Consider the following 12,654-nt stretch of genomic DNA (forward strand, 5'->3'; position numbering starts at 1 on the left):
CGCCGGGTGCCCCCTCCCGCGGGAGGGGATCACTCCACGCCGATGAGCAGCAGTGCTCCCTGCCGTCCGCCCCGGTAGACGACGGTGTCGACGGCGAGGTAGGACTCCCTGACCCGTGTCTCCAGGCGGCCGGCGATCTCCTCGGGCGCCTCGTCGCCCAGGACGAGGGTGACCAGTTCGCCGCCGGCCTGGAGCATCCGGTCCAGGACGGTCTCGGCGGTGGCCGTGACGTCCGAGCCGATCACGGCCACATCGCCGTCGATGAGGCCTAGGACGTCCCCGGCCTGGCAGATGCCGGCCATGGTCCAGGACTGGCGTTCGGCGACGACGACCTCCGCGTGGCGGGTGGCGCCCGCCGCGGAGGTCATCTGGACGACGTCCTCGTCGAAGCGGCGCTCCGGCGCGTGCACGGCGAGCGCGGCGATCCCCTGGACCGCCGAGCGGGTCGGGATGAGAGCGACGCGGATCCCCTCCGCGCGCGCCTGCTCCGCGGCCGCGGCCGCGGTGTGGCGCAGCTCCGCGTCGTTGGGCAGCAGCACCACCTCGCGCGCGTGGGCGCGCCGTACGGCCTGGACAAGCTCCCCGCTGGCGGGCGGCTCCCCGGGGCGCGCGAGCACGGTGGTGGCGCCGGCCTCGGTGTACAGCCCGGCCAGGCCCTCGCCGGGTACGACGGCCACGACGGCGCGCTGGGCCCGCTCGCGGGGCGGCCGCTCGCGGCCGGTGTGCGCGTCGCCGAGCCCGAAGTGGGTGATCCTGATCCGGTACGGCCGCCCGGCCTCGACGCCCGCCTCCACGGCGGCGCCCGCGTCGTCGACGTGCACATGGACGTTCCACAGTCCGTCGCCGCCGACCACGACCAGGGAGTCGCCGAGGCCGTCGAGCCGCTCGCGCAGCCGTGCCACGGCGGTGTCCTCGGCCTCCAGCAGATAGATGACCTCGAAGGCGGGCCCGCCCTCCGCCGGCCCGTCGTCGCACCCGGGCGCCTCCGGGGCGGCGGCCGCCCCGCGCGCGGGGGCCTCCGCGAGGGCCTCCGAGTGCCCTCCGTACGCGGGCGCCGTCGACCGCACCCCCGTCGGCGCCTCCCCCGTGAACGTCTCCACCAGGGCCGCCAGCACCGCCACCAGGCCCCGCCCGCCGGCGTCGACCACTCCGGCCCGCTCCAGGACGGCCAGCTGCCCCGGAGTCGCCGCGAGCGCGGTGCGCGCCCCCTCGTAGGCCGCGCGCGCGACCGTTCCGCAGTCTCCCTCGGCGCCCTCGGCCGCGTCGGCGGCGGCCGAGGCGACGGACAGCACCGTGCCCTCGACGGGGTGGGCCACGGCCTGGCGGGCGGAGTCGGCCGCGTGCCGCAGGGCCAGCCGCAGTCCCGGTCCGTCGGTGTGGGCGGTCGTGCCGTCGGCGGTGAGCACCTGGGTCATGCCGCGCAGCAGCTGGGCGAGGATGGTGCCGGAGTTGCCGCGTGCCCCGATGAGGGCCCCGTGGGCCATGGCGTGCACGGCGTCGGCCAGGGACGGTCCCGTGCCCTGCGCGGGACCCGCCTCGTACCCGGCGAACACGGCCTCGACCGCCGCCACGGCGGACTCCAGTGTCAGATAGAGGTTCGTGCCGGTGTCGCCGTCGGCCACCGGGTACACGTTGATCGCGTCGATCTCCTCGCGCGCCTGCCCCAGCGCCCGGAGTGCGAGACCGCACCAGGTGCGCACCGCGAGAGCATCGAAGAATGTCTGCGGCACCTGCGCCACCTGCGCCTCCCTGAGCTGCTGGACGTGGGACGCAGCGTAGACCCCGGGTCGGTGCGCGCCGGAGGAGGGCCTGGGGCGGGGGCCTGAGCTGCCATGGTAGTTTCGTTGTACGGACGCAGTCGTTGTATGCTGCTCCGGTTGCCCGATCCCGATCGGGCCATTCCCCCTGGCAACGCCACTCAAGATCTCAGATCCTAGGATCTCGATCCCGGCATGCCGGGATCAACCGTAAGTGCATCTGAAGTCTTTGGAGTGACCCGTGGCTGCCAACTGCGACGTCTGCGGCAAGGGGCCGGGCTTCGGCAACAACATCTCGTTTTCGCACCGCCGTACGTCCCGCCGCTGGAACCCGAACATCCAGCGTGTGCGTACCGTGGTCGGCGGGACGCCGAAGCGCGTGAACGCTTGCACCTCGTGCATCAAGGCCGGCAAGGTCTCGCGCTGACGCAAACGCTGAGCGCGCGGCCACTGCTGGTTCGCTGCATGGAGCCGGTCCACCTGAGGGTGGGCCGGCTTTTTGCCGTCCCCGCGTCGATCGTCCCCGCGTCGGCCGTCCCCGCGTCGGCCGTCCTCGCGTCGGCCGTCCTCGCCTTCGCCGTCCCCGCGGATCAGGCCCGCAGCCGCCAGGCGTGATCCACCGGCCCGATCCCGGCGCCCAGCGCGAAGCCGGCCGCGATGGCCCCGGTGACGTACTCCTTGGCCGCCCCCACCGCCGCCGGCACCGTCCGGCCCTTCGCCAGCCCGGCCGCGATCGCGGAGGCGAGCGTGCAGCCCGTGCCGTGTGTGTGCCGGTTGTCGTGCCGGGGTGACCGCAGCCAGTGCTCCTCGGAGCCGTCGGTCAGCAGGTCGACGGCGTCCCCGGGCAGATGCCCGCCCTTGATCAACACCCACCGCGGGCCGTACTCCAGGACGGCCGCGGCCGCCTCCCGCAGCCCCTCCTCCGACTCGACCCGCAGGCCCGTGAGTTGGGTCACCTCGTCGAGGTTCGGGGTGGCCACGGTCGCCGCCGGCAGCAGTTTCGTGCGCACCGATTCCAGCGCTGAGGCGGCCAGCAGCGAGTCGCCGTGCTTGGAGATGCCCACCGGGTCCACGACCGCCGGGGCGTGTGTGCCGGTGATCAATTCGGCCACCGCCTCGACGAGTTCCGCCGAAGCCAGCATGCCGGTCTTCACGGCCTGGACGCCGATGTCGTCCACGACGCTGCGGTACTGGGCCCGCACCGCCTCCACCGGCAGCTCCCAGGCGCCCTGCACGCCGAGCGAGTTCTGCGCGGTCACCGCCGTGATCACGCTCATGCCGTGCACGCCGAGCGCCAGCATCGTCTTCAGGTCGGCCTGGACGCCCGCGCCGCCCCCGGAGTCGGAGCCGGCCACGGTGAGGACCCTGGGCGGGGCGCTCACGACTCGATGTCCCCGAAGTGGTCCCAGCCGCCCTTGCTGGTCCACGGGGCCCCGTCGACCGTCACCTGGGGCAGCGCCGAGGGGTTGAGGACCTCGCCGATGACCTTCCAGCGGGCCGGCAGCTTCACGTCCGGCGGGAAGGTCGCCACGATCGCGTGGTCCTCTCCCCCGGTCAGCACCCACTGGATGGGGTCGACGCCGACGGCCTGGCCGATGTCGTTCATCTGCGACGGGATGTCGATCGCGCCGGAGCGGATGTCGATACGGACCTTGCTGGCCTCGGCGATGTGCCCGAGGTCGGCGATCAGTCCGTCGCTCACGTCGCACATCGCGGTCGCGCCGAGCCCGGCGGCGGCCGGACCCGCGTGGTACGGCGGTTCGGGGCGCCGGTGGGCCTCGACGAACGCGCGCGGCGAGCGGAAGCCCCGGGACAGCACCGCGTAACCGGCCGCGGACCAGCCCAGCCAGCCCGTCACCGCGACGAGGTCGCCGGGCTGCGCGCCGGCCCGGGTCACCGGCTCCTGGTTGCGCAGATCGCCGAGCGCGGTGATCGACACCATGATCGTGTCGCCCCGTACGACGTCCCCGCCGACCACCGAGGCGCCCGCCACCTGGCACTCGTCGCGCAGGCCGTCCATCAGCTCGGTGGGCCAGGTGACCGGGAGTTCGGCGGGGACGACCAGGCCGAGCAGCAGCGCGGTCGGTACGGCGCCCATGGCGGCGATGTCCGCGAGGTTCTGCGCGGCCGCCTTGCGCCCCACGTCGTACGCCGTGGACCAGTCGCGGCGGAAGTGCCGCCCCTCCAGCAGGATGTCGGTGCTCGCCACCACCCGGCGGTCGGGCGCGGCGACCACCGCGGCGTCGTCGCCGGGGCCGACCCGGACCGCCGGGGTGGTGGTGAGACGGGAGGTGAGCTCCCTGATGAGCCCGAATTCCCCTAGCTCACCAACAGTGCCCTTCATTGCCCTATCGCCCCTTCGTCGCCTGTCCGTACCCGCTCGCGCGCCATTCTCGCCCCCATTACGGTCGAGATGACCGTCAACTTCTGTCGTACCCGCACCCCGGCGCGCAAGCCTCGGTCTCCGCAGGTCTCCCCGCGGCGAGCGGCGACGCGATACCGTGGCGTTCCTTTTCCCCACATGATCCTCGTGGCCGCCCTGGAGGTTCCGTGGTACAGGCGTACATCCTGATCCAGACGGAGGTCGGCAAAGCGTCGACCGTCGCCGAGACGATCAGCAAGATCCCTGGAGTCATCCAGGCCGAGGACGTGACAGGACCGTATGACGTCATCGTGCGCGCACAGGCCGACACCGTCGACGACCTCGGCCGCCTGGTGGTGGCCAAGGTCCAGCAGGTGGACGGCATCACCCGCACCCTGACCTGCCCGGTCGTCCATCTGTAGCCCCCGTCTACCCTTGGCCGGTGAACATCTTCCGTCACCGGCCGATCGGCGTGCCCGCGCTCGCCCTGCTCATCGGCGTCGCGGGCTGCTCATCAGCAGACGACAGTGCCACCGTCGCGGTTCCCAGCCCCGACGCGAAGACGGCCGCGCAGTGCCGGGCCCTGCACGAGGTGCTGCCGCGGACGGTCGACGGACGCAAGCGCAACGACCCCGAGCCCCGGTCCGCCTTCACGGCGGGCTGGGGAAGCCCGGCGATCATACTGCGCTGCGGAATCACCCGGCCGCCGAAGATGATCGACCCCGAAGTCGCCCGTGGCGAAGACCCCGACGCGATAGGCGGCGGGGTCAACGGCGTGGACTGGCTGATGGAGAAGCTGGACGACGGGACGTGGCGGTTCACCACGGCCGAGCGCGAGACGTATGTGCAGGTGAGCCTGCCGGACGGGATGTCGCAACAGGACGACGGCGCCCAGGTGCTCATCGACCTGGCGGCGGCTGTGAAGAAGGCGATCCCCAAGGGGATCGCCTCCATGACCTGACGGCCGCCCGCCCGGCGCCCGGGGCCGGTGCGGGGAACTGCGCGACCAGCCACGACGTCGCCGCAGACGATGGACGGCCGTCTCGGCACTTCCAGCGGAGCGCTCAGCGCAGACCCGTCGACCTGCGCAGGGCCGCCTGCACCAGGCGGTCCACCAGCTCCGGGTAGCTGATCCCGGTCGCCTGCCACATCTGCGGATACATCGAGATCGGCGTGAAGCCGGGCATCGTGTTGATCTCGTTGATCACGAACTCGCCGTCCTCGGTGAGGAAGAAGTCCGCGCGGACCAGGCCCTCGCAGGAGGCCGCGTCGAAGGCGTCCACCGCGAGCCGGCGCACCTCGGCGGTCTCCTCGTCGGTGAGCGGGGCCGGGACGATGCCGGGCGTGGAGTCGATGTACTTCGCCTCGAAGTCGTAGTACGCGTGCGCGTCCGGCGGCGGGATCTCCGCGGGCACCGAGGCACGCGGGCCGTCCTCGAACTCCAGGACGCCGCACTCGATCTCGCGGCCGCGCACCGCGGCCTCCACCAGGATCTTCGGGTCGTGCCGCTGGGCCTGCGCGATCGCCTCGTCGAGGCCCGAGAGGTCGTCGACCTTGGTGATGCCGATCGACGAACCCGCGCGCGCGGGCTTCACGAACAGCGGCCAGCCGTGCTCGCCGGCGAAGTCGACGATCCTCTTGCGGGCGGCCGGCTCGTCCTGCTGCCACTCACGGGGCCGGATCACCACGTACGGGCCCACCTTGAGCCCGAAGGAGGTGAACACCCGCTTCATGTACTCCTTGTCCTGGCCCACGGCCGAGGCGAGCACGCCCGCGCCCACGTACGGGACGCCGGAGAGCTCCAGGAGACCCTGGAGGGTGCCGTCCTCGCCGTACGGGCCGTGCAGCACCGGGAAGACCACGTCGACCTCGCCGAGGGCCTTGGGCACGGAGCCGGGCTCGCTGTAGACGACCTCGCGGTTGGCGGGGTCGACGGGGAGCACCACGCCGCCCTCGGCCGACTCCGCGAGCTCCTCGACGCTCGGCGTGCGGCGGTCGGTGATGGCCATGCGGTCCGGCTCGTCCGCGGTGAGCGCCCAACGGCCGTCCCGGGTGATGCCGATCGGCAGGACGTCGTACTTGGTCCGGTCGATGGCGCGCAGTACGGCGCCGGCGGTGACCACGGAGATCCCGTGTTCGGAGCTGCGGCCGCCGAACACGACCGCCACGCGCGGCTTGCGAGACTGCTGCTCAGGGCTCTGGGGGAGGTTCTCGGTGCTCATATCGCGTTGAGAGTACCCGGTGGTAGTGCCCTGAGACAGCGTTGGAACGGCGGGGCCGTCCGGCGTCGCTCAGCGTCGCTCGGGCTTCGCGCTGCGCGACATCAGCTCCTTGAGGGCGACCACCGGCGGCTTGCCCTCGTGCACGATGTCCACCACCGTCTCGGTGATCGGCATGTCGACGCCGTGCCTGCGGGCCAGATCCGCCACGGACTCACACGACTTGACGCCCTCGGCGGTCTGCCGGGTGACCGCGATGGTCTCCTCCAGGGTCATGCCCTTGCCGAGGTTGGTGCCGAAGGTGTGGTTGCGGGACAGCGGCGAGGAGCAGGTGGCCACCAGGTCGCCCAGGCCCGCGAGTCCGGAGAAGGTCAGCGGGTCGGCGCCGAGCGCCAGACCGAGCCGGGTGGTCTCGGCGAGACCGCGCGTGATCAGCGAGCCTTTGGCGTTGTCGCCGAGGCCCATGCCGTCGGCGATGCCGACCGCGAGCCCGATCACGTTCTTGACCGCGCCGCCGAGTTCGCAGCCGACGACGTCGGTGTTGGTGTACGGGCGGAAGTACGGGGTGTGGCAGGCGGCCTGGAGTCGCTGGGCGACCGCCTCGTCGGTGCAGGCCACCACGGCGGCGGCGGGCATGCGGGCGGCGATCTCCCGGGCCAGGTTGGGCCCGGTGACGACCGCGACGCGGTCCCGGCCGACCTTGGCGACGTCCTCGATGACCTCGCTCATTCGCATCGTGGAGCCCAGTTCGACGCCCTTCATGAGGGAGACGAGGACGGTGTCGGGCGCGAGCAGCGGACCCCATTCCGCGAGGTTGGCGCGCAGGGTCTGGGAGGGCACCGAGAGGACCGTGAAGTCGGCGCCGGCGGCGGCCTCGGCCGGGTCGGTGGTGGCCCGCAGGTTCGCCGGGAGCTCGACGCCCGGCAGGTAGTCGGGGTTCGTCCGGGTGGAGTTGATCGCCTCCACGACCTCCGCGCGGCGGCCCCACAGGGTGACCTCGCAGCCCGCGTCGGCGAGCACCATGCCGAACGCCGTGCCCCACGAACCGGCGCTGAAGACCGCCGCCTTGACCGGCTTGCTCACTTGCCCCGTCCCTGCCCTTCTGCCTGCCTGCCCTGCGTCTGCGTCTGTGCCTCGGTCCGGCGCCGCTGCTCGATCCGCTCGCGGCGCGGGTCGTACGGCGTCTCGGGCGCCTTCTCGCCGCGGATCTCCTCCAGCAGGCGGGTGATGGCGGCCATGATGACCTCGGTGGCCTCCTTGAGGAGCTCCGGGGTCATCTCCTGGTCGTAGAAGCGCGACAGGTCGACGGGCGGGCCGGCCAGGACGTGGTGCGTCTTGCGCGGAAAGAGGTCCGGCTTCTTGGCGTACGCCGGCAGGAGCTCGTTGGCGCCCCACTGCGCGACCGGGACGACCGGGCACTTCGTCTGCAGGGCCACGCGCGCGGCACCGGTCTTGCCGGTCATGGGCCAGCCGTTCGGGTCGCGGGTGAGGGTGCCCTCGGGGTAGAAGGCGACGCACTCACCGCGTTCCACGGCGTCGATCGCGGCCCGGAACGCGCTGAGCGCGTCGGTGCTCTCGCGGTAGACGGGGATCTGCCCGGTGCCGCGCATCGCGGCACCGACGAATCCCTTCTTGAAAAGCCCGCTCTTCGCCAGGAATCGCGGAACGCGTCCGGTGTTGTACTGATAGTGCGCGTACGCGAAGGGGTCGACGTGGGAATTGTGGTTCACCGCGGTGATAAATCCACCCTCGGCCGGAATGTGCTCCATTCCACGCCAGTCCCGCTTGATCAGAATCACCAGCGGCGGTTTGCACAGGACCGCTGCGAAGCGGTACCAGAAGCCGATTCTGCGGCGGGACACTCGGACACCTTCCTCTAGGACTGCCCCCCGGGGCCGGGGGGGCCGCACAAGTGTCGCCCCAGGCCGCCGGTCTGTCGAGAACACCGTACGCCCCGCCGCCCGGGCCGCCAGAGGACCCGGGTGACAATGACCGCAACCAGTAAGGGACGGTACGCCGGTGCAGTGGACCTTGGTCATCCCCGTGAAGCCCTTGGCGCGGGCCAAGAGCAGGCTCTCGGACACCGCCGCCGACGGGCTGCGCCCGGGGCTGGCCCTCGCGTTCGCGCAGGACACGGTGGCCGCGGCGCTGGCCTGTCCGCAGGTCGGGGATGTGGCGGTCGTCACGGGCGACGCGCTCGCGGGCCGCGAGCTCGCGGCGCTGGGGGCCCGCATCGTGGCGGACGAGCCCGGTGGCGGCCTGAACGCCGCCCTGGCGCACGGGGCGAGGGTCGTACGGTCCCGGCGTGCCGAAACCCCCGTGGCGGCCCTGAACGCCGATCTGCCCGCCCTGCGCCCCGCGGAATTGTCCCGGGTCCTGGCCGCGGCGGCTCAATTCCCGCGGGCTTTTCTCCCCGACGCGGCCGCAATCGGCACCACGCTGCTGACGGCGGCCGGCGGCCGGGAATTGCACCCGGCATTCGGCGTCGATTCCCGGGCCCGACACCGGGCGTCGGGGGCGGTGGAACTCGGGCTGGACGCGGTGGATTCGGTACGCCAGGACGTGGACACCGGCGAGGACCTGCGGGCGGCGCTGGCGCTGGGGGTGGGTCCGCGGACGGCGGCGGCGACGGCCCGGCTGCTGATTCCCGGGCAGTAGCGGCACAGTAGGCTTCCGCCATGCAGGCGACCGCATACACGTACGACCCCGAGACCCGCAGCGGGCAGGTACTGCTCGACGACGGGACGCCGGTGCCCTTCGACGCTCCGGCGTTCGACGCGGGAGGGCTGCGGCTGCTGCGGCCGGGACAGCGCGTACGGATCGAGACGGAGAGTGCCGAAGACGGCCTCCGCATCACGCTCGTGACCCTGCAGACGTTCTGAGCGTCCCCGCGGACGCGCCGCGGGCCGGGCTCCCCACGGGAGTCCGGCCCGGCGTGTGAGTGCCCCTGCGCCTCGCCTCTAGCGGGCGGTGGCCTTCTTGGCGGTGGTCTTGCGGGCCGTCGACTTCTTGGCCGGGGCCTTCTTGGCGGTGACCTTCTTCGCCGGGGCCTTCTTGGCGGTGGTCTTCTTGGCCGCGGCCTTGGCCGTGGTCGTCTTCTTGGCGGCCGCCGTGGTCTTCTTGGCGGTCGTCTTCTTCGCCGTGACCTTCTTGGCGGTGACGGCCTTCTTCGCGGGCGCCGCCTTCTTCGCCGTGACCTTCTTCGCGGCCGCCTTGGTGGTCTTCTTCGCCACGGCCTTCTTGACCGTGGCGGCGGCTCCGCCGGTCAGGCTGCCCTTGGGCGCCTTCTTGACGGCGACCTCGCCGCCGCGCGGCAGCTTCTTCGAGCCGCTCACCAGGTCCTTGAAGCCCTGACCGGCGCGGAAGCGCGGCACGGAGGTCTTCTTGACCCGAACCCTCTCGCCCGTCTGGGGGTTACGGGCGTAGCGGGCGGGGCGGTCCACCTTCTCGAAGGACCCGAAGCCGGTGACCGAGACCCGCTCGCCCGCGACGACCGCGCGGACGATGGCGTCCAGAACATGATCGACAGCATCGGCGGCCTGCTGGCGGCCACCCATCCTGTCGGCAATCGCTTCAACGAGCTGCGCCTTGTTCACGTCTTCCCCTTCGGAGACATCGCCAGAACGAAAGTGTTCAAGCTTTTTCGCACGTTAGGCAGATATATACCGCAAATCAAACACGAAACGGGCTTATCACCCTTGTGCCGCAACCGACTCGGTTGTCTCGGGCGGTTCAGCGTTCCTCGTCAGGGATTCGACCCTCGTCCAGGTCCGCCGTGAACCGCTCCAGACGCCTTGCCGCATCGGCGAGATCGTGCTTGGCCGCGGCCGTAATGACCAGCAGCTTCCGGGTCAGCGCCATCCGTACGCCCTCCGGGACTTGCAGTGCGCGCACTCTTGCGTGCGCTTCCTTCAGTTGGGCCGCGACCGCCGTATAGAGCGTGAGTTGGCCGTCGCTGTCCATGCACAGATTGTGCCATCTGGGGCGAGTTGTCGCCTGCGCAGGGTGCAACTGCCGCCTCGAATGGCCTTCCGGGCACTTGCCAAGCCCGCAATCACAGCACTCACTTACCCAGGCAACCGCCGCACTAACGTGGGAAGTTGAGCGGACCTGCGGGAACGCCCAGGGCCGTTCGGGTGCAGACATGGCTGTACCCCCAATCGTGGCGATCGGGGGTACAGAGGGGGTGTTGCGGTGGCCGAATCTCGACCCGTTCGGGACTTGGTTCAGACCTGAAGCGTCCGCGGCTTGTAGGAGGGCCGCTTGGCCTCGTAGGCGGCGATGTCGGCCTCGTTCTGGAGGGTGATGGAGATGTCGTCCAGCCCGTTCAGCAGCCGCCAGCGGGAGTTCTCGTCCAGCTCGAAGGAGGCGGTGATGCCCTCGGCGCGCACCTCACGGGCCTCGAGGTCCACCGTGATCTCGGCCTGCGGGTCCTTCTCCGTGAGCTCCCACAGCGCGTCCACGGTCTGCTGCTCCAGAACCACCGTGAGCAGGCCGTTCTTCAGCGAGTTACCGCGGAAGATGTCTGCGTAGCGGGAGGAGATGACCGCCTTGAAGCCGTAGTTCTGCAGCGCCCAGACGGCGTGCTCACGGGAGGAGCCGGTGCCGAAGTCGGGGCCCGCGACCAGGACGGTGGCGCCCTGCCGCTCGGGGCGGTTGAGCACGAACTCCGGGTCCTTGCGCCAGGCCTCGAACAGCCCGTCCTCGAACCCGTCCCGGGTCACCTTCTTGAGCCAGTGAGCAGGGATGATCTGGTCGGTGTCGACGTTGCTGCGGCGCAGCGGGACGGCCCGGCCGGTGTGGGTGGTGAATGCTTCCATGGCTCTCAGACTCCAGCGGGGGCGGCGGTTGCGTCGGCCAGGTCGGCCGGGGAGGCCAGGTGGCCCAGGACGGCGGTCGCGGCCGCGACCTGCGGCGACACCAGGTGCGTACGCCCGCCCTTGCCCTGCCGGCCCTCGAAGTTGCGGTTGGAGGTGGACGCGGAGCGCTCACCCGGGGCCAGCTGGTCCGGGTTCATGCCCAGGCACATCGAACAGCCCGCGTGCCGCCACTCGGCGCCGGCCTCCTTGAAGACCACGTCCAGGCCCTCGGAGACGGCCTGCAGACCGACCCGCGCGGAGCCCGGGACGACCAGCATCCGTACGCCGTCGGCGACTTTGCGCTCCCGCAGGATGTCGGCGGCGGCGCGCAGGTCCTCGATGCGGCCGTTGGTGCAGGAGCCTACGAAGACGGTGTCCACGTTGATGGAGCGCAGCGGCTGGCCGGCCTCCAACCCCATGTATTCCAGGGCCTTTTCGGCGGCCAGGCGCTCCGAAGCGTCTTCGTACGAAGCCGGGTCGGGGACCTGCGCCGAAAGCGGCGCGCCCTGGCCGGGGTTGGTGCCCCAGGTGACGAACGGCGACAGCTCGTCGGCGTGGATGACGACCTCGGCGTCGAAGACCGCGTCCTCGTCCGTCCTCAGGGTCTTCCAGTACGCCACGGCGGCGTCCCAGTCCTCGCCCTCGGGGGCGTGGGCGCGGCCCTTGATGTACTCGAAGGTCGTCTCGTCGGGCGCGATCATGCCCGCGCGGGCACCGGCCTCGATCGACATGTTGCAGATGGTCATCCGGGCCTCCATCGAGAGCTTCTCGACGGCGGAGCCGCGGTACTCCAGGATGTAGCCCTGGCCGCCGCCCGTACCGATCTTGGCGATGATCGCCAGGATCAGGTCCTTGGCGGTCACGCCCTCGGGCAGCTCGCCCTCGACGGTGATGGCCATGGTCTTGGGGCGGGCCAGCGGCAGCGTCTGGGTGGCCAGCACGTGCTCCACCTGGGAGGTGCCGATGCCGAACGCCAGCGCGCCGAAGGCGCCGTGCGTGGAGGTGTGCGAGTCGCCGCAGACGACGGTGGTGCCGGGCTGGGTCAGGCCCAGCTGCGGGCCCACGACGTGGACGACGCCCTGCTCGACGTCGCCCAGCGGGTGCAGCCGGACGCCGAACTCGGCGCAGTTCTTGCGCAGCGTCTCCAGCTGGGCGCGGGAGACCGGGTCCGCGATGGGCTTGTCGATGTCGAGGGTCGGGGTGTTGTGGTCCTCGGTCGCGATGGTGAGGTCGAGGCGGCGCACCTGGCGGCCGCTGAGCCGAAGCCCGTCGAAGGCCTGCGGGCTGGTCACCTCGTGCAGCAGGTGCAGATCGATGAAGAGGAGGTCGGGCTCGCCCTCGGCGCGCCGGACGACGTGGTCGTCCCAGACCTTCTCCGCGAGTGTCCTACCCATCGCTTTCCCTTCGGCCGGCCATGGTGCGCCGGCCCAACTAGAGATCTTGAGGAGGCAGCGCCC

15 protein-coding genes are annotated in these 12,654 nt (G+C 71.5%); 5 read left to right on the forward strand and 10 right to left on the reverse strand.

What is annotated here, in order from left to right:
- Positions 1–29: 29 nt before the first annotated feature.
- Complete coding sequence (locus ACWGKT_RS33530) at positions 30–1,739, reverse strand: DAK2 domain-containing protein (protein ID WP_453276605.1); 1,710 nt, start codon at positions 1,737–1,739, stop codon at positions 30–32.
- Between the two features lie 259 nt (positions 1,740–1,998).
- Here ACWGKT_RS33530 and rpmB point away from each other — a divergent pair, with 259 nt between their 5' ends.
- On the forward strand, positions 1,999–2,184 hold the full coding sequence (gene rpmB / locus ACWGKT_RS33535) for a 50S ribosomal protein L28 (protein WP_009190838.1): 186 nt from the start codon (positions 1,999–2,001) through the stop codon (positions 2,182–2,184).
- Between the two features lie 163 nt (positions 2,185–2,347).
- Here the strand turns inward: rpmB and thiD are convergent, their stop codons facing one another.
- A complete protein-coding gene (gene thiD / locus ACWGKT_RS33540; RefSeq protein ID WP_453276606.1) occupies positions 2,348–3,139 on the reverse strand; it encodes a bifunctional hydroxymethylpyrimidine kinase/phosphomethylpyrimidine kinase in 792 nt (263 codons plus the stop codon).
- Positions 3,136–4,101 carry a thiamine-phosphate kinase gene (locus tag ACWGKT_RS33545; RefSeq protein ID WP_235454577.1) on the reverse strand — a complete coding sequence of 322 codons (966 nt, stop codon included), beginning with the start codon at positions 4,099–4,101 and terminating at the stop codon, positions 3,136–3,138. The genes thiD and ACWGKT_RS33545 overlap by 4 nt, the downstream gene beginning before the upstream one ends.
- A gap of 206 nt (positions 4,102–4,307) precedes the next feature.
- Here ACWGKT_RS33545 and ACWGKT_RS33550 point away from each other — a divergent pair, with 206 nt between their 5' ends.
- Positions 4,308–4,541, forward strand: coding sequence for an Lrp/AsnC family transcriptional regulator (locus ACWGKT_RS33550; RefSeq protein WP_020121007.1), 234 nt, complete (start codon positions 4,308–4,310; stop codon positions 4,539–4,541).
- 20 nt (positions 4,542–4,561) lie between these two features.
- The gene (locus ACWGKT_RS33555) at positions 4,562–5,080 is read left to right on the forward strand and encodes a DUF3515 domain-containing protein (RefSeq protein ID WP_453276607.1); all 519 of its coding nucleotides are present in this window, start codon (positions 4,562–4,564) and stop codon (positions 5,078–5,080) included.
- Between the two features lie 103 nt (positions 5,081–5,183).
- On the opposite strand, the gene ACWGKT_RS33560 is transcribed toward ACWGKT_RS33555, so the two are convergent.
- The 3 genes from ACWGKT_RS33560 to ACWGKT_RS33570 all read right to left on the reverse strand — a co-directional run bounded on the left by ACWGKT_RS33560 (position 5,184) and on the right by ACWGKT_RS33570 (position 8,200).
- On the reverse strand, positions 5,184–6,341 hold the full coding sequence (locus ACWGKT_RS33560) for a D-alanine--D-alanine ligase family protein (RefSeq protein WP_356146952.1): 1,158 nt from the start codon (positions 6,339–6,341) through the stop codon (positions 5,184–5,186).
- A gap of 69 nt (positions 6,342–6,410) precedes the next feature.
- Positions 6,411–7,421 (reverse strand): NAD(P)H-dependent glycerol-3-phosphate dehydrogenase, encoded by a 1,011-nt coding sequence (locus tag ACWGKT_RS33565; protein ID WP_356146949.1) that lies wholly within the window; start codon positions 7,419–7,421, stop codon positions 6,411–6,413.
- A complete protein-coding gene (locus tag ACWGKT_RS33570) occupies positions 7,418–8,200 on the reverse strand; it encodes a lysophospholipid acyltransferase family protein (RefSeq protein WP_453276608.1) in 783 nt (260 codons plus the stop codon). The genes ACWGKT_RS33565 and ACWGKT_RS33570 overlap by 4 nt, the downstream gene beginning before the upstream one ends.
- 157 nt (positions 8,201–8,357) lie before the next feature.
- Here ACWGKT_RS33570 and cofC point away from each other — a divergent pair, with 157 nt between their 5' ends.
- Positions 8,358–8,996 carry a 2-phospho-L-lactate guanylyltransferase gene (gene cofC / locus ACWGKT_RS33575; RefSeq protein ID WP_453276609.1) on the forward strand — a complete coding sequence of 213 codons (639 nt, stop codon included), beginning with the start codon at positions 8,358–8,360 and terminating at the stop codon, positions 8,994–8,996.
- Between the two features lie 20 nt (positions 8,997–9,016).
- Positions 9,017–9,220 (forward strand): hypothetical protein, encoded by a 204-nt coding sequence (locus ACWGKT_RS33580; protein ID WP_356146941.1) that lies wholly within the window; start codon positions 9,017–9,019, stop codon positions 9,218–9,220.
- 78 nt (positions 9,221–9,298) lie between these two features.
- Here the strand turns inward: ACWGKT_RS33580 and ACWGKT_RS33585 are convergent, their stop codons facing one another.
- From ACWGKT_RS33585 to leuC, 4 genes are all read right to left on the reverse strand, one after another.
- Positions 9,299–9,934, reverse strand: a complete 636-nt coding sequence (locus ACWGKT_RS33585; protein ID WP_356146938.1) for an HU family DNA-binding protein — start codon at positions 9,932–9,934, stop codon at positions 9,299–9,301.
- 136 nt (positions 9,935–10,070) lie between these two features.
- Positions 10,071–10,301, reverse strand: a complete 231-nt coding sequence (locus ACWGKT_RS33590) for an SCO5555 family protein (RefSeq protein ID WP_235454569.1) — start codon at positions 10,299–10,301, stop codon at positions 10,071–10,073.
- Between the two features lie 263 nt (positions 10,302–10,564).
- The gene (gene leuD, locus ACWGKT_RS33595; protein ID WP_356146933.1) at positions 10,565–11,158 is read right to left on the reverse strand and encodes a 3-isopropylmalate dehydratase small subunit; all 594 of its coding nucleotides are present in this window, start codon (positions 11,156–11,158) and stop codon (positions 10,565–10,567) included.
- A gap of 5 nt (positions 11,159–11,163) precedes the next feature.
- Positions 11,164–12,591, reverse strand: coding sequence for a 3-isopropylmalate dehydratase large subunit (gene leuC / locus ACWGKT_RS33600; RefSeq protein WP_356146930.1), 1,428 nt, complete (start codon positions 12,589–12,591; stop codon positions 11,164–11,166).
- Positions 12,592–12,654: the final 63 nt, after the last annotated feature.

The sequence above is a fragment of the Streptomyces sp. NPDC054794 genome, assembly GCF_053611585.1.

Bases quoted from the DNA above. Each gene is read 5' to 3' on its own strand.
- leuD (WP_356146933.1), bottom strand. From the start codon at position 11,158: ATGGAAGCATTCACCACCCACACCGGCCGGGCCGTCCCGCTGCGCCGC.
- leuC (WP_356146930.1), bottom strand. From the start codon at position 12,591: ATGGGTAGGACACTCGCGGAGAAGGTCTGGGACGACCACGTCGTCCGG.
- ACWGKT_RS33590 (WP_235454569.1), bottom strand. From the start codon at position 10,301: ATGGACAGCGACGGCCAACTCACGCTCTATACGGCGGTCGCGGCCCAA.
- ACWGKT_RS33560 (WP_356146952.1), bottom strand. From the start codon at position 6,341: ATGAGCACCGAGAACCTCCCCCAGAGCCCTGAGCAGCAGTCTCGCAAG.
- ACWGKT_RS33545 (WP_235454577.1), bottom strand. From the start codon at position 4,101: ATGAAGGGCACTGTTGGTGAGCTAGGGGAATTCGGGCTCATCAGGGAG.
- ACWGKT_RS33580 (WP_356146941.1), top strand. From the start codon at position 9,017: ATGCAGGCGACCGCATACACGTACGACCCCGAGACCCGCAGCGGGCAG.